This window comes from Hydrocarboniphaga sp. FW305-C-57 (assembly GCF_058783045.1).
In genome coordinates this window covers 907,641-928,786 of record NZ_JBYSYG010000001.1, presented here as the reverse complement: position 1 = coordinate 928,786, position 21,146 = coordinate 907,641, and the positions used below count along the sequence as shown (strand labels likewise).

Annotated in this window: 19 protein-coding genes; 9 read left to right on the top strand and 10 right to left on the bottom strand. The window is 63.9% G+C overall.

Features of this window, described 5'->3' with window-relative positions; all coding sequences use genetic code 11:
• Positions 1-313 precede the first annotated feature (313 nt).
• Positions 314-2,950 carry a winged helix-turn-helix domain-containing protein gene (locus AC3WUM_RS04260; RefSeq protein WP_492408895.1) on the top strand — a complete coding sequence of 879 codons (2,637 nt, stop codon included), beginning with the start codon at positions 314-316 and terminating at the stop codon, positions 2,948-2,950.
• 168 nt (positions 2,951-3,118) lie between these two features.
• Here AC3WUM_RS04260 and AC3WUM_RS04255 read toward each other — a convergent pair whose 3' ends face one another.
• From AC3WUM_RS04255 to AC3WUM_RS04230, 6 genes are all read right to left on the bottom strand, one after another.
• Complete coding sequence (locus AC3WUM_RS04255) at positions 3,119-5,431, bottom strand: c-type cytochrome (RefSeq protein ID WP_492408894.1); 2,313 nt, start codon at positions 5,429-5,431, stop codon at positions 3,119-3,121.
• Positions 5,432-5,592: 161 nt separating this feature from the next.
• Positions 5,593-7,434: a protein-disulfide reductase DsbD gene (gene dsbD, locus AC3WUM_RS04250; RefSeq protein WP_492408892.1), complete on the bottom strand. Its 1,842-nt coding sequence runs from the start codon at positions 7,432-7,434 to the stop codon at positions 5,593-5,595.
• Positions 7,435-7,463: 29 nt separating this feature from the next.
• Positions 7,464-8,444: an FAD:protein FMN transferase gene (locus AC3WUM_RS04245; RefSeq protein WP_492408891.1), complete on the bottom strand. Its 981-nt coding sequence runs from the start codon at positions 8,442-8,444 to the stop codon at positions 7,464-7,466.
• A 7-nt stretch (positions 8,445-8,451) separates the two neighbouring features.
• The gene (locus AC3WUM_RS04240; RefSeq protein ID WP_492408890.1) at positions 8,452-9,636 is read right to left on the bottom strand and encodes a DUF3570 domain-containing protein; all 1,185 of its coding nucleotides are present in this window, start codon (positions 9,634-9,636) and stop codon (positions 8,452-8,454) included.
• Positions 9,620-9,715 carry a DUF4266 domain-containing protein gene (locus AC3WUM_RS04235; RefSeq protein ID WP_492408954.1) on the bottom strand — a complete coding sequence of 32 codons (96 nt, stop codon included), beginning with the start codon at positions 9,713-9,715 and terminating at the stop codon, positions 9,620-9,622. The genes AC3WUM_RS04240 and AC3WUM_RS04235 overlap by 17 nt, the downstream gene beginning before the upstream one ends.
• A gap of 143 nt (positions 9,716-9,858) precedes the next feature.
• The gene (locus tag AC3WUM_RS04230; RefSeq protein ID WP_492408889.1) at positions 9,859-10,356 is read right to left on the bottom strand and encodes a TlpA family protein disulfide reductase; all 498 of its coding nucleotides are present in this window, start codon (positions 10,354-10,356) and stop codon (positions 9,859-9,861) included.
• A 659-nt stretch (positions 10,357-11,015) separates the two neighbouring features.
• Between AC3WUM_RS04230 and AC3WUM_RS04225 the strand changes: the two genes are divergently transcribed.
• Genes AC3WUM_RS04225 through ccmI form a run of 4 tightly spaced genes read left to right on the top strand, consistent with a single transcriptional unit; the run spans position 11,016 to position 13,662 of the window.
• Positions 11,016-11,777 carry a heme ABC transporter permease gene (locus AC3WUM_RS04225; RefSeq protein WP_492408888.1) on the top strand — a complete coding sequence of 254 codons (762 nt, stop codon included), beginning with the start codon at positions 11,016-11,018 and terminating at the stop codon, positions 11,775-11,777.
• Positions 11,770-11,931 (top strand): heme exporter protein CcmD, encoded by a 162-nt coding sequence (ccmD, locus tag AC3WUM_RS04220; RefSeq protein ID WP_492408887.1) that lies wholly within the window; start codon positions 11,770-11,772, stop codon positions 11,929-11,931. The genes AC3WUM_RS04225 and ccmD overlap by 8 nt, the downstream gene beginning before the upstream one ends.
• A complete protein-coding gene (gene ccmE, locus AC3WUM_RS04215; RefSeq protein ID WP_492408886.1) occupies positions 11,924-12,421 on the top strand; it encodes a cytochrome c maturation protein CcmE in 498 nt (165 codons plus the stop codon). The genes ccmD and ccmE overlap by 8 nt, the downstream gene beginning before the upstream one ends.
• A 38-nt stretch (positions 12,422-12,459) precedes the next feature.
• Positions 12,460-13,662 (top strand): c-type cytochrome biogenesis protein CcmI, encoded by a 1,203-nt coding sequence (ccmI, locus tag AC3WUM_RS04210; protein ID WP_492408884.1) that lies wholly within the window; start codon positions 12,460-12,462, stop codon positions 13,660-13,662.
• Between the two features lie 20 nt (positions 13,663-13,682).
• On the opposite strand, the gene AC3WUM_RS04205 is transcribed toward ccmI, so the two are convergent.
• Both AC3WUM_RS04205 and AC3WUM_RS04200 read right to left on the bottom strand, forming a co-directional pair.
• Positions 13,683-14,675 carry an AraC family transcriptional regulator gene (locus AC3WUM_RS04205; protein ID WP_492408883.1) on the bottom strand — a complete coding sequence of 331 codons (993 nt, stop codon included), beginning with the start codon at positions 14,673-14,675 and terminating at the stop codon, positions 13,683-13,685.
• Positions 14,590-14,790: a hypothetical protein gene (locus AC3WUM_RS04200; RefSeq protein WP_492408881.1), complete on the bottom strand. Its 201-nt coding sequence runs from the start codon at positions 14,788-14,790 to the stop codon at positions 14,590-14,592. The genes AC3WUM_RS04205 and AC3WUM_RS04200 overlap by 86 nt, the downstream gene beginning before the upstream one ends.
• 42 nt (positions 14,791-14,832) lie before the next feature.
• On the opposite strand from AC3WUM_RS04200, the gene AC3WUM_RS04195 reads away from it, so the two are divergent.
• Positions 14,833-15,741, top strand: coding sequence for an SDR family oxidoreductase (locus AC3WUM_RS04195; RefSeq protein ID WP_492408879.1), 909 nt, complete (start codon positions 14,833-14,835; stop codon positions 15,739-15,741).
• Between the two features lie 65 nt (positions 15,742-15,806).
• Here AC3WUM_RS04195 and AC3WUM_RS04190 read toward each other — a convergent pair whose 3' ends face one another.
• Positions 15,807-15,965, bottom strand: coding sequence for a hypothetical protein (locus tag AC3WUM_RS04190; protein ID WP_492408877.1), 159 nt, complete (start codon positions 15,963-15,965; stop codon positions 15,807-15,809).
• A gap of 76 nt (positions 15,966-16,041) precedes the next feature.
• Complete coding sequence (locus AC3WUM_RS04185; protein ID WP_492408953.1) at positions 16,042-16,785, bottom strand: TetR/AcrR family transcriptional regulator; 744 nt, start codon at positions 16,783-16,785, stop codon at positions 16,042-16,044.
• A 196-nt stretch (positions 16,786-16,981) separates the two neighbouring features.
• Between AC3WUM_RS04185 and AC3WUM_RS04180 the strand changes: the two genes are divergently transcribed.
• The 3 genes from AC3WUM_RS04180 to AC3WUM_RS04170 all read left to right on the top strand — a co-directional run bounded on the left by AC3WUM_RS04180 (position 16,982) and on the right by AC3WUM_RS04170 (position 21,139).
• Entirely contained in the window at positions 16,982-18,055 is a 1,074-nt protein-coding gene (locus AC3WUM_RS04180) for a VOC family protein (RefSeq protein ID WP_492408875.1), read from the top strand.
• 185 nt (positions 18,056-18,240) lie between these two features.
• Positions 18,241-19,194 carry a fumarylacetoacetate hydrolase family protein gene (locus AC3WUM_RS04175; protein WP_492408874.1) on the top strand — a complete coding sequence of 318 codons (954 nt, stop codon included), beginning with the start codon at positions 18,241-18,243 and terminating at the stop codon, positions 19,192-19,194.
• Between the two features lies 1 nt (position 19,195).
• Positions 19,196-21,139, top strand: coding sequence for an acyl-CoA synthetase (locus tag AC3WUM_RS04170; RefSeq protein WP_492408873.1), 1,944 nt, complete (start codon positions 19,196-19,198; stop codon positions 21,137-21,139).
• Positions 21,140-21,146 lie beyond the last annotated feature (7 nt).

Sequence of the window (21,146 nt, the reverse complement as noted above, 5' to 3'; positions counted from 1 at the left end):
GTGCTGGGTAGCGGTGCGACTCGAAATCGGTCGCTTTCGAGGTGACTGATTCGACAGGTTCGAATGCGTGCATCGACACGAGGCCCGATCGGAGATTGCGCAAGCCTTCGTCGGCCGCACACAGCCATGGCGCGCATCTCGAAAGAAAACAGGGCTTTCGAAGCATTTTCCTACCCGCTTCGGGTAGCGACACGGCACGGCATGATTGGGGTATCGTTTAACCAGGAGAACTCCATCAATACGGGCAATGAATAACACTACCCGCCCGGCCACAGCGATGTCTGATGGCCTTTTTCGTCGATACAGCTCGTTTGTGCCGACGAACAGTCAACGCATTCTTCGCGAAAGCATCCTCGAGCGAATCTTCGCGGAGACGTCGCCGCCGATCGTGATCCTGCAGGCGCCGGCGGGCCATGGAAAATCGACGGTGCTGCAGCAGGTCCGCAACGAGAGCGCGGGACGCGGCGTGCGATGTGGCTGGCTGAACCTGGACGAGTCGGACAACGACGCGAGCCGGCACTCGAGTCACCTGCAGCGGTTGCTCAGGCAGATCTTCAAGAACGAAGGCCCATTGGTGGAGCGGGCTGCCGACTCCGGGGCCGCCGCCACGAGCCGCCAGAAGCCGAGCGACTGGTTCATCGACCAGCTCGAGGCCGACGCCAGCCCCACCGCCTTGTTCCTCGACGAGTTCGAAGTGCTGTCCAACCGGGCGATCCTGTCGTTCTGGAAGGATCTGCTTTCGAAGCTGCCGCTCCACGTGAGGGTCTACATCGCCACTCGAGCGCTTCCCGATATCGGAATTCCGCGGCTCAGGGTCTCGAGCAAGATCCTGGTCCTGCAGGCGGCAGATCTGTGCTTCTCTCTCGATGAGGTTCACGAGTTCTTCGCCGCAAGCGGCACCTTGCCGATGGAATCGGGCGACCTCGAAACGGTTCATCGCTGCACGGAAGGCTGGCCGGCCGCCATCCAGCTGTTTCGGCTCGGACTCTCCAAGAAGCAGCCTTCGGATGCCCTGCAGCGCATCGACCGCTATCGGCCCCGCGAACTCGCGGACTATCTCACCGAGTGCGTCCTCGAGGGCCTGTCGCCCGATACGCAGAACTTTCTCGAGCGCACCTGCATCCTGAATCGGCTTGGAGCACAGGTCTGCAACGTCCTGACCGGACGCTCCGACTCTCACCAGCAACTGCTCAGGCTCGAGAAATTCGGGCTCTTCGTGAGCCCGCTGGACGACAACCACACCTGGTTTCGCTATCACACCCTGCTCGCGACGCACCTCAGGGAGCTGCTGCTGAATCTTCATCAGGCCAAGTTCCGGGCCCTGCACAAGCAGGCCGCGGAATGGTTCTACCAGAACGGCATGTACGACGATGCGATGCACCATGCCGTCACTTCGGCGGACCACGCCCTGTCCGCCCAGATACTCGAGAAGTGGTCCGAGCAACTCGTGACCGATGGCGAAATGACCATTGCGGAACGATGGTTCGATTGCATCCCGATCCACGAAGTCGCGTGCCGTCCGATACTCAAGCGCAGAATGATCTGGGCGCTCATATTCCTGAGACAGCACGCCAAGGTGTTCGCGCTCATGGGCTCGGAGAATCCTTCCGATTGGTATCCGGACAGCGCGAACCCGATCGACCTGCCGGCGGTCGCGGTGGCCACGATCTGCTACGGAGACATGGCCAAGGCGTTCGCTCTCGTCGACAAGGTCTCCGAGCTCGGAGCCGCACCGGACAGATTCTCCGCGTTCGAACTCGCCGCAGCTGCGAATCTCGATTCGTTTCGCCTGCTGGTCATCGGCGACTTTCGGCAGTCGGAAGTCAGGCTCGCCACTGCCCAGGCGTTCAACAGTACGGCCAAGGCCTTTTTCACGGTCGGGTATACGGACAGCGTCCGAGGCGTGGCCTTGCTTTTGCAGGGTCGCATACAGGCATCGCTGGACGTGCTCCGCAGCTCGCTGACCGCACAGCGCCGCGCGCTCGATGCGCCGTTCGCCATCGCGCCGCTCGCCGCCTGCTACGTCTGGGCGCTCTATGTGGCCGACGATTGCACCACCGCGGTTGAGGCTCTCGACGAGTATCGGGAAATGATCCTCAAGTGTGCGATCCCCGATTTCTTCACGGTGGGCGTGGTTTCGGCCGCACGCGCCTATCGGGCGCTCGGCCAGGATGCGGATGCCAATTCGCTGCTGTGCGAAGCCGAAGCGCTTTGCCTGCTGAGCCGATGGTCGCGCGCCCTTGGGCTGATCCGGCGCGAGCGTCTTTCAGCGGGCGCTTCCGCTCATTCCAGGGACACGGTTCCGAATTCCGTGCTGCCCAACGGCGGACACTCCGAGAACTGGATGCCATTCGGCGATCTGGCGACCGAATCACACCTCGCACCGATACGGCAGTTGATCCGGCAGAAGCAGTACGATGAGGCGATCGCCGACATCTCCCGAATCGCCGAGAGGCATTCCGAATCCGCCTTCATCAACGCGCAGCTCGGCATCGTCAAGGCCATCCTGCTCGACGCGCGAGGTATGAACAAGCCCGCGGCGCGGCAGTTCGCCGCCGCCTTGAAGCTCTGCCATGACGGCGGCTACATCCGTTTCCTCATCGATGAAGGAAAGCCGATTCGTCATCTGCTCGAAGGCTTTCTGTCCGCAACTCATCTGACGGGCGAATCTCCGCTTCGAGCGTTTGCATCGGAGGCCTTGAGCCGCATCCAGGGGTTCTCGGGAGCGCTGCCGAACCCGGTTCCGGCACCGAACATCGAGCTGAGCGCATTCAGTTCCCGCGAGCGAGAGATCATCGATTGCCTGCGCCAGAGAATGTCCAACAAGGAGATCGCGGTAGCGACCAGCATCACCGAGAACACCGTGAAGTTCCACCTGAAGAACATCTTCGGAAAGCTCGGCGTGCAGAGCCGCACCGAGGCTTTTTCCCTGGTCGCCCACATCAAGTAAAGCGGCCAGAAGCACAGGCTCGGAGCAGCGCCCCGATCCTTCGTCATCCGCCGGCAGCGCGAGCCTGACCCAGGCCGTCCGGCACGCCGGCTCGTAAAACTCAGGCAACAAAAAAACGACTGGAGCCGGATATCGATCCGGCTCCAGTCGTCTTTGCCTGCAGGCTCGTCAGAGCGTCTTCAGATACTCGATGATGGCCCGACGCTCCTGCTCGGTGAGCACGTCGCTGAACTCATGCCCGCCGTTTCCGTTCGCATGCCGCTTGGTGTTGACGATCATGCGCGTATCGGGAGTCGACGGTCCACGCAGGGGTGGCGTCCTGCTGGCGGTCTCCGCGATGGTCGGCTCTTCGCGATACGGAATGCAGCTCGTGAAGTTGTCGGGAGAATCCTGGATGCAGGCGAGCACGTCGTGCTTCCAACCCATGTGCTCGAAGTCATAGGCGTCCAGACTGGTGTCGAACCCGGAGATTCCACCGGCCGTCTTGACCTTGCGACGCCAGTAATCCGGACGCTTGCTGGAATCGAGCACCGCTTCCACGGTCGGCACCGTACCGTTGTGGAAGTAGGGAGCCGAAGCCCAGACGCCATGCAGCGGCGGCGCCAGATAACCGACGGTGCCGGGTCTCCAGCCGCAAGCACCCATGGGGCGATTCGCCGTCAGCGTGTCGTCCGCGCTTTCCTGCTCGGGCGTCTTGGTGTCGGGATCGATGTAGGCCGGCGAAGCTTCCGGGTAGGCCCACCAGCTGGTCTCCCAGACATCCGCGAAGATGCCTGCGAGCTGGTCCGCGCGATTCGTATCCGTTTCGATGACCGACTTCGGCGAGATGCTGGCGGCGATACCGGCCAGATCCGGGCTCACGAGGAACTCGGTGTCGTTCACGAAGCGTGGTGAATACGCGCCATGGCAGGATGCGCAGGAGCCATTGCCGCCAGGCGGACGCGGCCTGCTCGCATTTCCTTGCTCGAGCCAGAGGTTCTTGGCGTGGAACAGGATCGCGCCCTGCTCGGCCAGAGCCGTATCGATCTCTCGCGGATAAGCGGGCGACTTGAGCGACTCGACCCACGACTGCGTCGATTGTGCGTGGCGATCGATGTACGCACGGCGCTCCGTGCCGATCGGAGACGATTCTCTCGACGCTGCGGCGAGATCGATACGTAGCGAGTCCATGGCGACGCCACCATCGAAGAACTTGCGTGATCTGGAACCCGTGTTCCACCAGCTCGGCGTGTCCTGCAGCGACGGCATATGGGTTGCCGGATACTTCGCGAAGTTGGTCACCGAATCGATCGAATCCCAGTCGAAGGAAATGAACTGAAGGATTTCGAAGCCAGTGACCGCATCGCTCTGTCCACGCTGCAGCGTGTTGCTGTACGCGATGGAGTTGCCGACGCCGTACATCGTGCCCAGACCATCGCCGTCCGCATCCGTGCCCACCTCGCCCACGTGGCAGCTCGCGCAATTGGTTATGCCGATCACGCCGGTCCAGTTGCCGGCCGCATCCTTGCGCTGGCGGAAGCCGAACGGCAGCTCGCCCGATCCACCGTTGACGCCCGGCGCATTGGGATCTTCGCCCGGAAGCGGATAAGGATTGTGATAGGTCGCGCGCGCACGTCCGGTCCTGAGCCGGTAAACCTCATCGAAGTTCTCCGGCTCTGCCGCCAGTCCCCAGTCTTTCCACTGCTCGCGCCATTGGGCAGCCGGTCTGCCCGCGCCGTTTTCGGCAAAGCCTTCGCTCATCATGCGCCAGCCTTCCGCACGCTTGGCACGGTATTCACCGCAGGTCTTGGGCTCCTGGGCCTCGGCCGGCAAAGCCGCGCGGCAGTCTTCCCAGTAGGCGTTGAAGAAAACCGCCTTGCCGCTGTTGTAGCCGGCCCTGATCAGCTTGCGCGGATCGGTCGGCAGCGCTGCGGAATCGGGACGCGGAGCGTCGCCATCGGGGCCTTCGCAGTAGCGCTCACTGAACGAACTGCCGTGGTTGCTGCCGAGCAAGGGCTGCGGCGCTGGCGTCACGCCACCGCCGGCTTCGGCGATGCGCTGCATGCATTGATCGGGATTCTCGAAACAGCTGAGCACCACGCGCATGTCGCGATAGGCATTGCTGCTTTGCGGCCACGGAGAGCCGCCACTGTGCGGATCGGCCTGGCCGGACGACATCAGCAGGATTCTCGAGACCGGATTGTTCCTGTCCATCGCTTCCCACGAAGCGCGCAGCAGCGCCATATCCTGGCTTCTGTCCGTGCTCAGGTGCATGCGCTCGCCTTCGGGCGTGTCGGCGACACCGCCACTGACGTGGCAGCTGACGCAGTACGACATCGTGGGCTCGACTCTGGCTTTGTAGAACTCGTCGACATTCGCGAACTCGGTAGGCTCTGTCGGCCCTCCACCATCGTTCGCGGTGCCCCCATCGTAATTGCCTGAGCACGCCGACAGCAGGGCGAGCCCTAGCCATGGCAATAACCTAGGTGTACCAATGTTCATGTTGACTCTCTCCTCGGTGATCCATTGATGCTGATGTTCGAAGCGCCGCGCGAACTCACCTGCCGCGTTGATGGTGACGTCTCGAAACGCTGGTAGTTGTAGCGAATCCGGCGTGTGCTGGCTCCTACCCAGCTTGAGTAGCTCGCCTGTCGTTTTCTCCGTCAACGCAAGCGGTTTTCGCGCACCGCGCCGACATGCCTCGTGAAATTCTTCGCATCAACGAAACCGGCGATGCGGAAGGATTCGATCTCACGGCCATCGCGATCGAAGAAGATCGTGGCGGGAGGTCCATACACACTGAAGCGCTTGAGCAGGCTGCTGTCTTCGCTATCGTTCGCCGTGACATCGGCTTTCAGCAGCACGAACGGTCGCAGCGCGCTGACGACTGCGGGATCGGAGAACGTGTAGCGCTCCATCTCCTTGCAGGACACGCACCAGTCCGCATAGAAGTCGAGCATCACGGAACGTCCCGAAGCCGCGGCGGCCGCGATCTCGCGATTCAGATCCGCTTCGCTCTTCACGCTCCGGAACATCGGCTCGCCGGATCGTTCGGAACGCGCTTCGGCGCTGGCCGTGAAGCGGGCGAGCGGAAGCAGCGGATCGGACGAGCCCGCGCCGACACCGACGAGCAGCATCGCGCCGTACAGCAGCGACATCAGCGCCAGCGCGCGAATCGCGGCCGGAGCAAACCGCTGGTCCTTGGATCGAAGCGAAAGCCCCCACAGGCCCGATCCGATCGCGAGCACGGACCAGGCGATCATCTTGATCGGCGCGGGTAGCAAGCCCTGTGCGGTATAGAGCGCAAGTGCCAGAAACAGGATTCCGAAAACCGACTTCACCGCCTCCATCCACGCGCCCGCCTTCGGCAGCAGCGAGCCTGCCGATCCGCCGACGACCAACAGCGGCAAGCCCATGCCGAGTCCGCTCGCGTACAAGGCCGCCGCGCCGCGCAGCAGTTCTCCGGACTGTCCGATGACGGCCAGCGCAGCGACCACCGCCGGGGCGACGCAGGCGGTGACGACGAGCGCGGAGAGGCCGCCCATGACGAAAGTGCCGACATAGGTTCCGCCACGCTGGCGGTTGCTGGCGAGCGTCAGCCGCGTCTGCAGGCTGCTCGGCAACTGCAGCGTGAAGAAGCCGAACATCGCCAGGGCCAGCAGCACGAAGAGAATCGCGAACGCGGAGACGATCCAGGGCTTCTGGAACAAAGCCTGTGGCGCCTGTCCTATCGTGACCACCGATATCGCGCCCGCGATCGCGTAGGTGAGCGCCATGCCCTGCACGTAGGTCATCGCCAGCGCCAGACCTCGCCGAGGCGAGCGGTCTCCGTGGGCGCCCACGATGATGCCCGCCAGGATCGGAATCATCGGCAGCACGCAGGGCGTCAAGGACAGCAGCGCACCGAGGCCGAAGAAGGTCGCGAGCACGAGCGGCAGACTGCCGTTGCGAATGAGCTCGGCGAGCCGGCCTTGCTCGGATGCCGCAACAGGTGGCTCGGGAGCTGCGTTTTCCTCGGTCGTCGATTCGGTGGCGCCGATGTCACCGTCGGACGCAGGCGCATCTTCACCGGAGCTTCCAGCAGTGCCTCGCCATGTCAGCGGCGGAAAGCACAGCCCTTTGTCGGCGCAGCCCTGCAACTTGATCTCGATCGGAATGCCGCCAGCCCGATCGCCGGTGACGTGAAACGGCAGCGTGAAGGCGACGCGATCCCGGTACACCTCCTGCCGTCCGAAGAATTCGTCCTCGTGCTGTTCACCGGCAGGCCACTGCTGCGCTCCAAGCTCGACCGACTTGTCCGGCGTGCTGAAACTCAAGCGCTTCCGGTACAGGTAATAGCCCGGCTCGATCTCCCATCTCGCCACGATCGTTTCGCCCTCGATCCGCAGCGAATACTTGAAGGCCTGCTCCGGCTTCAGGAACGCGCCGGCATCGGCGGCCGCAGCCGTCGCCAGCCACGACGAGGCGATCGCGACGAAGACGGCTTTCAGAGATCGACGGAGCACTGCGGGCCAGGATCGTGAATGCATGGGTCTCATCTCGAATTCGGCGCCGGCTCGACCGGCGCACGCCATCCGCCGGGGCCCGCAGCCGATCGATAGTCCATTCGAGCCGCCGGCTGGCGATCGATGCTGCCGGTGATCGTTCCGTCCCGATGCGCCGCAATCCACGGCAAGCCCAGGCCGTCGAGCCAGGCTGTTCCTTCTTTTTCCTTGAGCATGGCGATCGTCGTCGCCGTTCCTGCGATCAGGCACTGATTCGCGATCACGCTGACGGCGGACAGCTCGCTGACCGGCCATCCGGTCAGCGGATTCAGGATGTGGCAGTAACGCTTGCCGCCCTGCTCGAAATAGCGCTCGTAGTCGCCACTACCGGCAACGGCGCCGGCTTCGAGATCGACCACCGCCATGGCCCGTTCGATCTCGCGCGGATGCTGGATGCCGACTCGCCACGGCGATCCGTCCGGATGCGGCCCGACCAGCACGAGGTCACCCGACAAATCGACCAGGCCATGCTCGATACCGTAGCCACGCAGAATCGCAGCAGCGCGATCCGCCGCGTACTCCTTGCCGAAGCCGCCGAAGTCGAGCTGCATGTCCGGCAATGGAAGCTTGATGCGGGGCCTGTTCCACTTCACGCGATGCCAGCCGACGAGCTGCAGCAGCTGCAGAACCTGCGCCTGCTCCGGAACACGTGCCGATCGAAAATCCCAGGCCCTGCGGAGCACGCCCGAAGTGATATCGAACAGACCATCGCTCTGGGCGTACGCGGCATCGGCGTAATCGAGCAGCCCCGCGGTTTCATCGTCGACCTGGATGCCGACTTCCGATCCCGCGAGGGCGTTGATGCGGCTCACGACACTATCGTCCCGATAACGCGAGTACTTGCGTTCGATGCGAAGAATTTCGGCCTGCGCCGCCTCGGCCGCGGCCGCGCAGATCGACTCGCTACGCCCGTATATCCTCAGCGTGCACGGACCACCGAGCGCACGGAACGTGTAGCCGTACTGATCCATGGCGAGCCTAGAAAACCCGCCTCACTCTGAGCTGCACGCTCGTGTACTCGACCAGGCCTGGATTCGCCGTGTCGACGCTTTTCAGAGCGAAGCGCTTGTCTGCCTGGTAATACTCGACGCCCGCCGCGACGTTCCAGGCGCCGATGGCCTTCGAGACATCGATTCTGCCGCTCAGCGCACCGAACGGAGACAGGCGATAGTCGCTCGATGCGAAGCCGTCGGCGCGCGGAGCGGCATAGTAAGGCTCGTAGAAGAACGCCTGGCTTTGCGAATACCAGCGAATCGTCGGCGTCAACGTCCACGAACTGCCAAGCCGCTGATACCAGGCCGCTTCGAGCGTATGCGACTGCATTTCCCAATCGTCGTCATGGAAGCGGTAGTCGACGTGCAGGGCCGCGTTCGCGGCTTCGACCTTGTGCCGCAGGCGCGCGCCGATCGCGACCGATCTCCGGCCATCCGGCCGGCTGTCGTTGACGACGTTCGAGAAGCTTTGGATCCAGGCCAGCTTGTAGGGGTCGCTCAGATAGCCGTCCGCGTCGGAGTAGCTCAAGCTGCCCTGCACCACCGTGTTCGCATCGATGACCAGCGCGGCGCCGCCATAGAGCGTCCATGTCTGGCGGTCCGCTTCGGTGATGCGTGTCGGGAAGCGCGTGCTTCCGCCTTCGGTCGGATCGAGCTTGTCGTCGGAGTATCCGATGCCGCCGCTCCACGTGAGCGTCTTCGACTCGTTTTCGATCTCGAACTCGATTCCGCCGTTGACGGCCTCGTAGTCGTCTTCGGTCGAGTATCCCGCGGTGAGGCCGACCAGCACGTCCTTGATGGGCCTGGACCACTTGCCCTGGATATCGACGCGCTCCTCGCGAATGCTCGCACCACTCATGACCTGGACCGGCTTGCCGTCCGTTCCGGGCGTCACGTACCAGGGCGACGCGCCGCTCATCGTCTCGTAAGTCAGATCGAGATTGACCGAGCTCGCTTCGAACGGCGCCACGATCTTGAACAGATGCGACTGGATGTCATACCGCGATTCGTCGCGGCCCGTGGCCGTTCGCGAGCCCGAAATGTCCTGCTCGCGATACTCGCTGAAGAGATAGCCGACTTCGACGCCTTCCGCAGCCGCGACGGACGGAAGCGCCATCGCGGCCTGGGTCAGCGCGATGAGCGCCAGAGATTTGTTAGTTGCTGCAGCCACAGCCCCCTCCCCCTAACGTTGCTCCACCGGTGGCCGCTTCCTTGCTGAACTCCACGTGGCGTCGATAGCTTGCGAGCATGGGATCTGGGTCCCAGCCCATCTCGGCCTGCGCGAGCGTTCCACGCTGCCAAGGCTTCACTTCCTGAATCGAACAGCCAGCCATCATCGACGATGCGACGAGCGCCAACGCGACGGCGCCAAGACTTGCGGGACTTGTGTATCTCATGACCTCCCCTCCACGGCTCTTTTGATGAGATTCTCGAGTTCGGATAGTTCAGAGGGCTGATATCCGACGTTGACATGGCGAACGATCCCTTCGCGATCGATCAAGTACCCGGTGGGCATGCCTGGCGCGTCGAAACGACTCGCCCAGATTCCTTCCGGATCGAAAACGATCGGAAACTTCACCGGCGTCTTCTTGAGAAAAGCCAATGCGTCGGGCTTGTCGGAATCGACATTCACGCCGACGACGATCAGGTCGTTCGACCATTGCGTTCTGAGGCGATCCAGCGCCGGCATCGAGCGCCGGCACGGCGCACACCACGAGGCCCAGAAATCGATGTAGACGACCTTGCCCTTGAAACTGTCGAGTCGCTGCCACGCTCCCGTCTGATCTTGCGCCTCGAGCCGCGGAGCAGGCTCGCCGACGGAGACTGCCTGCGCAGACAGACTCATCGCAGCCAGAACCGCGGCGGCACATCTCGATAAGCTCAACTTCATTGGACCCTCTGCTGTTCGCTTGGCGCGCACACGTGAAGCGCGGTGTGCACATGAGGCAAGAGCCTGCGCACGGAATACCGAAGGGCCTCGTGTTTCAGGCGCCTTCTTGCAATCGCGATCTCTCTCAGGTGATTGCGAATCCGTTCATCGGCTCGCTCATCGGCTTTTTATTTTTCTGCGCCGGCTCCTCCAGCGCTGTCGCAATCTACGCAAAAATTTCGCACCCGCACTACTACCCAATGTGGGTAGGATTTTCGCTGCAGCGCAGCAACCGACATGATGCCGGGATCGGCTTTTTTTGCGGCACTTTCCTGTCAAATGCAAAACTGCAGACTACGAAAATCCACCTACTCTCCTTGGGTAGTAGCTGCAGGGACGATTCGACTCCTAAAGTGGTTCGGCATGCGCTTAGCCGCGACCCGTACGAGCTCAGCACCCGACCGAGCATGAGAAGCGGGCAACCGCACCACCTGATGGTTGGAGGACCGTCGAGCAAGCAGTGCACCCTGCTTTTCAAGGATGAAGATTGTGTTTTCCTCGGAAGGACGATCAGGTCCTTCTTGCACATTACCTCCCGATGCCTGATCGGGAGGTCTTCTTGAATGCCAGCGCAAAATTATCGATGCCGATACGGCACGCCCGCTCCGGAGGAACGATCGATGGCGAGATCATCACTGAACTGGACCTGGTTCCATCGACTCGCTTCTCCGCCCGCGTTCTATCGCCTGGCTGATCGCTGGGCGCCGTGGCTCGCGATCGTCTCGGCGCTGCTGATCGGCTATGGCCTGGTCGGCGGCCTCGTGCTCGCGCCGGCCGATTACCAGCAGGGCGAAGCCTTTCGCATCATCTACGTGCACGTGCCGGCCGCATGGCTCTCGCTGTTCGGCTATACCGCGATGGCCTCGGCCGCTTTCGTCGCGATCGTCTGGCGCATCAAGCTCGCCGAATGCGTGGTGGTCTGCGCGGCGCCGGTCGGCGCGAGCTTCACCGCACTCGCGCTCGTCACCGGCATGCTCTGGGGCAAGCCGATGTGGGGCGCCTACTGGGTCTGGGATGCGCGGCTCACGTCCGAACTCGTGCTGCTGTTCCTGTACCTCGGCGTGATCGCGCTGAACCAGTCGTTCCAGGACCCGCGCACCGCGGCTCGCGCCTGCGGCCTGCTCGCGCTCGTCGGCGTGGTCAACGTGCCGATCGTCCATTACTCGGTGGAGTGGTGGAACAGCCTGCACCAGGGCCCGACGGTGTCGAAGATCGGCAAGCCGAGCATCGCCGCCGACATGCTGTGGCCGCTGCTGGCGATGAGCCTGGGCTGCATGACGTTCTTCGCCTGGGCGGTGATCCGGCGCGTGCAGAACGAGCTGCTGCTGCGCGAGCGTCATTCGTCCTGGGTCCGTGAACGCTTGCTGAGCTTCAATGTCTAGCTTTTTCTCCATGGGCGGCTACGCCGCGTACGTCTGGGGCAGCTTCGGCGCATTCGCGCTGGTGCTGGTCTGGAACCTCGTGACACCCGCCCTGCGCCGTCGCAGCGTGATCCAGCAACTGGCCGAAGGCCAGAGCGAGACAGACGATGACTAAGCGTCAAGGCAGGATGCTGTGGGTGGGCGTGCTGATCGGCGGCATTGCGCTGGCGGCGGTGCTCGGCTTCACGGCCTTCCGCAAGAACATGATGTATTTCTACACGCCGAGCGATCTGGTGGCGCAGAACGCGCCGAAGCACGCGCGGCTGCGTCTGGGCGGTCTCGTCGAGCAGGGCAGCCTGCAGCGTGGCGAAGGCCTGCTCGTGAGCTTCACGCTGGCCGATTGCGCGCAGAAGGTGCAGGTGCGCTACGACGGCATCCTGCCGGATCTGTTCCGCGAGGGTCAGGGCATCGTCGCCACCGGACAGCTCGGCGACAACGGCCAGTTCACGGCCGAGGAAGTGCTCGCCAAGCACGACGAGAACTACATGCCGCCCGAACTCGCCCAATCGCTGACGACGCCGGACGGCAAGCATTCCTGCGCGCCGTTCAAGTCGGTCGATTCGATGCGGACGGCGAGCACCAACGCATTGCCGATGGCTCGCTGATACGGGATGCGCCACACCGATCCGGATCTCCTGCGGTCATGAACCAGCTGTATTCGGTGATGGCGGCGCTCACGGTGCTTGCGGCGCTCGGGCTCGCCAGGCCATGGTGGCGGCGCAGCGCGAGCGACCCTGGCAAGCGACGCGACACCAACGTCGCCGCCTACCGCCAGCGGCTCGAGGAAATCGAGGCTGAGCTTGCAGCCGGCCTCATCCATCCCGACGCGGCGGCCGCACTACGCGATGAAGCCGGAGCGAGACTGCTCGACGATGCGTCCGCGACCGCGGTCGTCGCGTCGCAATCGGCGCCGCCGCGCTGGCGTGGAGCTTTGCTGCTGGGTTTGCTGCTCGCGATGTCTTCAGGCGCTTACTACGCAGGTTCCGGCTCCTGGCGCACCGCGGCGATGGTCGCCGGCGAACTCGAGCCGCCGAAGCCCGATGTCGACGCCATGCTGGCCGATCTCGAACGGCGGTTGCGGCAAACCCCGGAAGACGTCGAGGGCTGGGCCACGCTGGGACGTGCGCGCTTCATGCTGCAGCGCTACGCCGCGGCCGCCGAGGCTTATGCCAAAGCCAATGAACTGAGCCTGCGGCGTGATCCCGATTTACTGGTGAATGAAGGCGAAGCACTCGGTATGGCCAGCGAGCGTCGATTGCAGAACAAACCGGAGCAGCTGTTCGATCAGGCGCTCGCACTGGATCCCAAACACGCGAAGGCACTGTGGTACGCCGGCATGGCCGCACTGCAGGCCGGCGACAGGCCGCGCACGATCGAACTGTGGACGCGCCTGCGCTCGGAGCCAGTGCCCGATGAACTGCGCAAGCTCGTCGACCAGCAGCTCACCGCGCTCGGCGTATCACCGGTCGATGCAGCCTCGCCCGCCACGTCGTCAGCGGCGACGGCACTCGACATCGAGTTGAAACTCGCACCCGAGCTCGCGTCCCGCTTGCCTGCCGATGGCAGGCTGATCGTCTACGCCAAGGCCGTCGAAGGCCCCGCCATGCCGTTGGCGGTGGTGCGACAAACGGTCGAGCGCTTTCCGATCCGGGTCAGGCTCGACGACAGCCAGGCGATGATGCCGGCTCTGAAGCTCTCGTCCTTCGATCGCTGGGAGGTGAGCGCCCGCATCAGCAAACGCGGACAAGCCAAGGCCGAAGCCGGCGATCTTCAGGGCGTGATCCGCGTGGACCGCGGCAGCATCGGTGCCGCGATCACGTTGACGATCGATTCGGTAGTTCCGTGACCTGCTTGCAAGCCGCCGATTCACGCCGGCGCGGCCTTGAGTTTCATCATGCTTCGCTTCGGCGAGACGCCGAACATCCTGGAATATTCGCGACTGAACTGCGAAGTGCTCTCGTAACCGACCTGATAGGCGGCATCCGCCACGTTCACCGCATCGGTCGCCATCAGGCGTCTGGCTTCGAGCAGGCGCAGCTGCTTCTGGAACTGCAGCGGCGTCATCGAGGTCAGCGCCTTGAAATGCTGATGGAACGACGACGGACTCATGCTGGCCAGATCGGCCAGCTGCTCCACGCGCAAGGTCCGGGCGAAGTTGAGACGCAGCACCTGGATCGCCTTGGCGACGCGGTCGATATGCGTTCCGGGCAGCATCAGCTTGCGCATCTCGCTGCCCTGCGCACCGCTCAGCAGCCAGTAGTAAATCTCGCGCATGATTGAAGGATAGAGAATCGGAATTGCATCGGGCCTTCTGGTCATTCTGATCAGGCGCAGGATGCAGTCACCCAGAGTGTCGTCGACCTGCACGACGAACACACACGGCCCTGGCGTGGCATCCGGCACGGGCTTTGTTTCCATGTGCTCGATCACTTCACGCATCATGGCGATGTCGATATCGAGGGTGATGCCAATGTAGGGCTCCGTGGCACTGGCCTTGGCGATTCGCCCACTGGCCGGCAACTCCATGCTGACGATCAGACCCTGCATCGCGCCATAGTCGACGCGTTCTTCGCCGAACAGTATTTGCTTCGCACCCTGGATCACGATGCACAGCGACGGCCGGTACACCATGCGATGCGGCATCATCTCCTGGAACGAACGGACGATCTTGACGCTGTCCATCGGCGTCTCGAACAGACCCTGCCCTCCGCCTTGGGCATCGACATAAGCCTTGACCTCCGCGACCAGCGTCGGCCAGACCTGATTCGCGGGTTCACGAGCGGCAAGCGCGCCACGGCTCTGCGCCGTTGGCGAATCGTTGCTTGTAGGAATAGGCAAATTTATTGAGGTTTCGGGCATTCTGCTCACCGGGCAATCCCTCTAGCTTGATGGTGTCGACTGCAAGCGAGATGAGCGTCCAGAACATGACAGAAACCGCCGAGCCGTCAATGGGCGCGTCATGATCGTTGCTCATCGGCATTCAATCCACTCTTCTTCGATCTTCCAGGGCATCACCATGTCGAGATGGACCTCCGCTGACATTCACTCCCAACGCGGTCGCACGGCGGTCGTGACCGGCACCGGAGGGCTCGGTTTCCAGATCGCGCTCGCGCTCGCCCGCGCGGGCGCCGACGTGATCATCGCAGGGCGAAACCCGATGAAAGGCGAAGCGGCCGTCGCTCAAATTCGAAGCAGCGTCGCGGATTCCACGATCCGGTTCGAGACACTGGATCTCGCTAGCCTGCGGTCCGTCGAAACCTTCGCCGAGCGCCTGCAGCGCGAGCAAGCGAGTCTCGATCTGCTGACCAACAACGCAGCCGTGATGACGCCGCCGAAGCGGCTGACGACCACCGATGGCTTCGAGCTGCAGCTCGGCACGAACTTTCTGGGTCATTTCGCCTTGACCGCTCGGCTGCTTCCGCTGCTGCGCAAGGGCAACGCGCCACGCGTGGTGAACGTGTCGAGCATCGCGGCGAGAGACGGTGCGATCAATTTCGACGATCTGAACTCCGAACTCGACTACAAGCCGATGACGGCCTACAGCCAATCGAAGCTCGCATGCCTGATGTTCGCGTTCGAATTGCAGCGCCGCAGCGATTCCGCTGGCTGGGGCATCCAGAGCATTGCCGCGCATCCCGGCATTTCGCGCACCGACCTGCTGCCCAATGGAGCCGGGGCATGGAGCGTGCCCGGCATGCTTCGCCGTTACCTGTGGTTTCTGTTCCAGCCGGCCGCACAGGGAGCCTTGCCGACCCTGTTCGCCGCGACTTCTGCAAAGGCGCAAGCAGGCGCCTACTACGGCCCCGACAAGCTCGGTGAAACCCGAGGCTATCCGACGATCGCGAGGATCCCGCCACAGGCGCTGGAGACGAGCACCGCCGCGAGACTGTGGAGCGAGTCGGAGCGACTGACCGGGTCGGCTTGAGACGAACGCTTGTACTGCGGCGGCCCCTGCGCCCTCATCGTCGGGCCAACTGCGAGGTGGCTGATTCATGGCAGCGGATTTAAACCGGTGTCCTTAATCAACAGATCGATCCGTATCGCCGACAACCCGTATTTTCCGGCCGGATTCGACGCAAGCTCGACTGATGCCGCGATCGTCGTCGCCACGCCCGGCAGCAGCGTGAAGGAGCAGATCGGGGCGATCACGCCGCTGCACGCCTGCACCGCTTCACGACGAGCATCCTGGCGAGCGCGCGGCTCACCGGCGCGATGAAGCCCGAGACTAGATTTCCGGCAACGGCAGGCGGGCGATGACGGCGGCCTGATCGAAGCTCAGGCCCAGCCCCTGCAACAGCATGGCGGCTGCGCGCTCGGCCAAGCTGCCGCGGTCGAGATCCAGAAACTGCAGCTTCGAGTCCGGCGCCTGCATTTCGAGCGCGGCGGCGATCGCGCCGAGCACTCCGGCTCCGAGCGTGATCAGACTCATCGTCGGGTCCGGCGTGCTGAAGCGCTGCTTGGCGATTCCGCGTTGAATGTCCCGAGCCAGGCGCGCGCCGAGTCCTCGAGTCAGGGCCCGCGTCGACAAGCCCTCCTTGACGAGGAACTGTCCCCAGAGCGGCTCCTGCTGCGCTCGCAGAATGGTATGCCGCACCGAGATGGCGATGACTTCGGCCGGATCGTCGACGGCGATCACGCGCCGATCGAGATGATCGGCGAACTCTTCGAATACCGCGTCGATCACGGCCGCCTGCAAGGCTTCGCGGGACTCGAAGTGGTTGTAGAACGAGCCGATGCCGACGTCCGCCGCTTCGGTGATCTCGTTGATCGTCACCGCATCCAGGCCCCGTTCGGCCATGAGACTGAAGGCGGCCTCGATCAGCTTCTCCCGCGTCTCGCGGCGCCGCCGCGCGCCTCTGGGCTCCTTCGGCTCGCGCTGCGGCACGTCGGCCACGACCGCTTCCTTCGGGCCTGAAGCCCGCTTCTGCTTGCGCTTGGCGCTCGACAACGTCCGGGCTGAACGACTCATGGTGATGGCGGGGATGGCGAGAGCTTCATTGTAGTGCAATTTTTCATAGTTGAAGATTTCTTCAAATATGCATAAAGTTTCAATCAGGCGACGGAGATCGCCCCGGCGAGGAGCTTTGCGGCAGCGCCCTTGGCGCTGCGATGCAGCGGCACCTCCTCGGACTTCGCCTCGCCGTACTCGTGAACCAGGAGCCTGCATGCCCGAACTTCGAGCCCCACAACCCGCCCGGCATCCAAGCCCGACGGCGAAGGCGACCTCGCTCGCCTACCTGATCTTCGAGCGGCCGGACTTCGCCCCTGCCGAGTCCTTTCTGACCGATTTCGGCCTGTCGGTCGCATACCGCACCGAAGATCGCCTCTACCTGCGCGGCACCTCGTCGGCACCTTATTGCTACCGCATCGAGCGCGCCGAACGTCCGCGCTTCGTCGGCATGGGATTCACGGTTTCGCATCGACGCGATCTCGAAGCGCTCGCCGACGCATGCGGTTCGGCGCCGATTCGCAACGCCGAGCATCCGGGAGGCGGCGAGCTGCTGTCGCTGACCGACCCCTCGGGCTTCGTCGTCGAAGTGATCAATGCGCAGACACCGGTGCCCGAACAACCGCATCGCGGAGCGCTGTATTTCAATCACGCGGGCCACGGAACACGAATCAACGGCACGCAGCGCCCGCCCGTCTCGCCGCCCGAAGTCATTCGCCTGGGCCATTGCGTGCTCGAGGTCGCCGACTACCAGGCCACCTGCGGCTGGTACACGCAGCATCTCGGGTTGATTCCGAGCGACGTGCAGGTACTGCCCGATGGCTCGCCGGCCGTCAGCTTCATGCGCCTGGACCTCGGCGACCAGGCCGCCGACCACCACACGCTCGCACTCGCGCAGGGCTTCATGCCGCTCTACAGCCACAGCGCCTACGAGGTCGTCGACACCGACGCGGTCGGCATGGGCCAGCGCGTGCTGCGGGAACGCGGCTGGAAGCATGCCTGGGGCATCGGCCGGCACATTCTGGGCAGCCAGATCTTCGACTACTGGCAGGATCCCTGGGGCGACAAGCACGAGCACTACTGCGACGGCGATCTGTTCACTGCGGACAGGCCGACCGGCATCCATCCGGTTTCGCGCGATGCGATGTCGCAATGGGGACAGCCGATGCCGCGCTCGTTCACCAAGCCCCGAATGACGCCGAGCGCGATCGCCGCGCTGCTGCGCAATCTGCGGCGCAGCCCGGATCTCTCGCTCGGCAAGCTCATGACGCTTGCGCGCCTGTTCGGCTGATGGCGCGGGGCTTTGGCGGCCATGGGCCTGAGCCTCGCCCTCTTTCGCGGCGCCGATGGCTGCAAGGCGCCGCTGCCACGCTCGGCTGCTGCGTCATCGCCTCCGCACGAGCCGACAGGGCGCCGCCCACCAGCGTCCGCCCGCTTCCTCATTCCGAAACCTCTGCGTTGCCCGGAGAACGACTCATGAGCTTGAACATCGTCCGCTACGAACATCAGCACCGCCATCGCTGGGGCGTGCTGCGCAACGACCGCGTGGTCGAGGTGCCCGGTGATTTCCCCACCACCGGCGATTTCCTGCGCGCGAACACGATCGAATCGCTGCGCAGCCTCGACGGCGCGGGCCTCGCACTCGGCGAGATTCGCTTGCTGTCGCCGATCACGCGCAACCAGCAGTTCGTCTGCCAGGGCGCGAACTACCGGCAGCACATGATCGAGTCGGGCATGGACCCCGACGCGAAGGTCTACAACATGATCTTCACCAAGGCTTCGAGCTGCATCGTGGCTGCCGACAGCGAGGTGATCCAGCCCAGGTCCGTGCGCTTTCTCGACTACGAAATCGAGCTCGGCCTCGTGATCAGGCGCCGCATCGACGCGCGCGTTTGCGTGAATGATCAGAACCTGCACGAGTTCATCGCCGGTGCCGTCATCGTCAACGACTACTCCGCGCGCGACGTGCAGATTCCGCAGATGCAGTTCTACAAGGGCAAGTCGTTCCGGACCTTCGGCCCGGTCGGCCCTTACCTGACACTGCTCGACGCGAGCAGCATCGGCGCGCTCAAGGACCTCCAGCTCAGGCTCACCGTCAACGGCGAGCTGCGCCAGCAGGACAGCACGCGCAACCTCGTCTACGGCCCGGCCGAAACGCTCACCGAACTCTCGGGCGTGCACGACTTCGATGCAGGCGATCTGCTCGCCACCGGCACGCCCTCGGGTTGCGCGCTATCGATCCCCTCGCCCACCAAGCAGAAGATCGGCGCCCTGCTGCCCGAAGCGCGCAAGTGGGCGATCTTCATGAAGGTGCAGGCCCAGCGCACGCAATACCTCAAGCCTGGCGACATCGTCGAGGCCAGCATTCGCAGCGCGGATGGCGCCGTCGACCTCGGCCGCCAGCGCAACCGCATCATCGCCGAGAGCTGACATGCAAGGAATCGCCACGATCCGCGACGTCGAGCGCGCGGAGGAAGCCGGCTTGCCCGCGAACCTGCCTCGGAGCACTTACGCGATGCTCTGCGAAGGCGCGAGGATCAACCCAGACGCGCCCGCGCTGAGCTTCTTCCTGACCACCGAAGAGCATCGGCGGCCCGAGACCTGGACGTATCGGCAACTGCTCGCCAGCATCACGCAGACGGCCAACTTCTTCGATCGCCTCGGCATCAAGAAGAACGATGTCGTCGCCTTCGTGTTGCCCAACCTGCCCGAGACGCATTTCGTGATCTGGGGCGGGCAAGCGGCCGGCATCGTCGCCGCATTCAATCCGCTGCTCGAAGGGCCGGCGCTCGCCGAACTCATCAACGCCGCGAACGCCAAGCTGCTCGTGACGCTCGCCCCGTTTCCGGGTACCGATGTCTGGACCAAGCTCGCGCCCGTGCTGCCGCAGCTGCGTTCGGTGCAACACCTCGTGCTCGTCAATCTCGCCGATCGCGTGCGCGGCATTCGCGGGCTCGCCGCGCGGCTTCTGCAGAAGCACGAAGCATGGCGACTGCATGGCCGCACAGGATTGCGCGGCGCCATTCCGGCGTCGATCTCGATCCACGATTTCGGTAGCGCCATTCGTCGTGAAAGCGGCACCGAACTCAACAGCGGACGACGCATCGACGGCGACGACGAATCCTCGTATTTCTGCACCGGCGGAACCACCGGCTTGCCGAAGATCGCAGTTCGCCACCACCGCAACGAAGTCGCGAACGCCTGGAGCGCCGGCGCCTTCCTTGGCGATGGCGTCGGTCCCGGCAAAGTGGTCTTCTGCGGCTTGCCGCTGTTTCACGTCAACGGCGTGCTCGTCACCGGACTGCTGCCGTTCTCCAAGGGCGCGCACGTCATTCTCGGCACGCCGCAAGGCTATCGCGGGCCCGGACTGATTCCGCGCTTCTGGGAGATCGTCGAACGCCATCGCATCAATTTCTTCAGCGGCGTTCCGACGCTCTACACCGCGCTGCTGCAATTGCCGACACAAGGCCACGACCTGAGTTCGCTCGAATACGGGCTGTGCGGAGCCGCGCCGATGCCGGTCGAAGTGTTCCGCAACTTCCAGCGGCACACCGGCATCAAGATTCTCGAAGGCTACGGACTCACCGAAGCCACCTGCGTCAGCAGCGTCAACCCGCCGCTCGGCGACCGGCGCATCGGCTCGATCGGCCTGCGTGTGCCGGGCCAGGCGATGAAGGCCGTGGTGCTCGACGACGCCGGGCGCTATCAGCGCGATGCGCAGATCGACGAAGTCGGCGTGCTGGTCGTCAGCGGGCCCAATGTATTCGCGGGCTATCGCATCGCCGAGCAGAACAAGAATCTGTGGCTGGACACCGGCGACGGCCAGCGCTGGCTCAATACCGGCGATCTCGCGCGCCAGGATGCCGACGGCTACTTCTGGCTCACCGGACGCAAGAAGGAACTGATCATCCGCGGCGGGCACAACATCGATCCCCTGACGATCGAAGAGCCGCTGCATCGCCATCCGGCCGTGCAGATCGCAGCCGCGGTCGGCAGGCCCGATGCGCACGCGGGCGAGCTGCCGGTAGCTTACGTGCAGCTGCGCGAGGGCAGCGTGACGAGCGAGCGCGAACTCGTCGATTTCCTGAGCCGCGAGATCACCGAGCGCGCCGCGATTCCGAAACAGGTGCGCCTGATCGGACAAATGCCGCTGACCGCGGTCGGCAAGATCTACAAGCCGGCGCTCAAGCAGCTCGAGACCCGCGAGGCGATCGAAAGCGCCTTGCGCGATGCCGCGCTGGCCTTTCGCGAGCTCAAGGTCGTCGAGGACAAGAGCAAGGGGCTCACGCTGAACCTGGTGCTCGAACCCGGCGCTTCTGCCGACGACGCAAGGCGGGTGCTCGGCGCTTTCCCGTTCCCGTTCACGATCGAGTGAGGTCCGC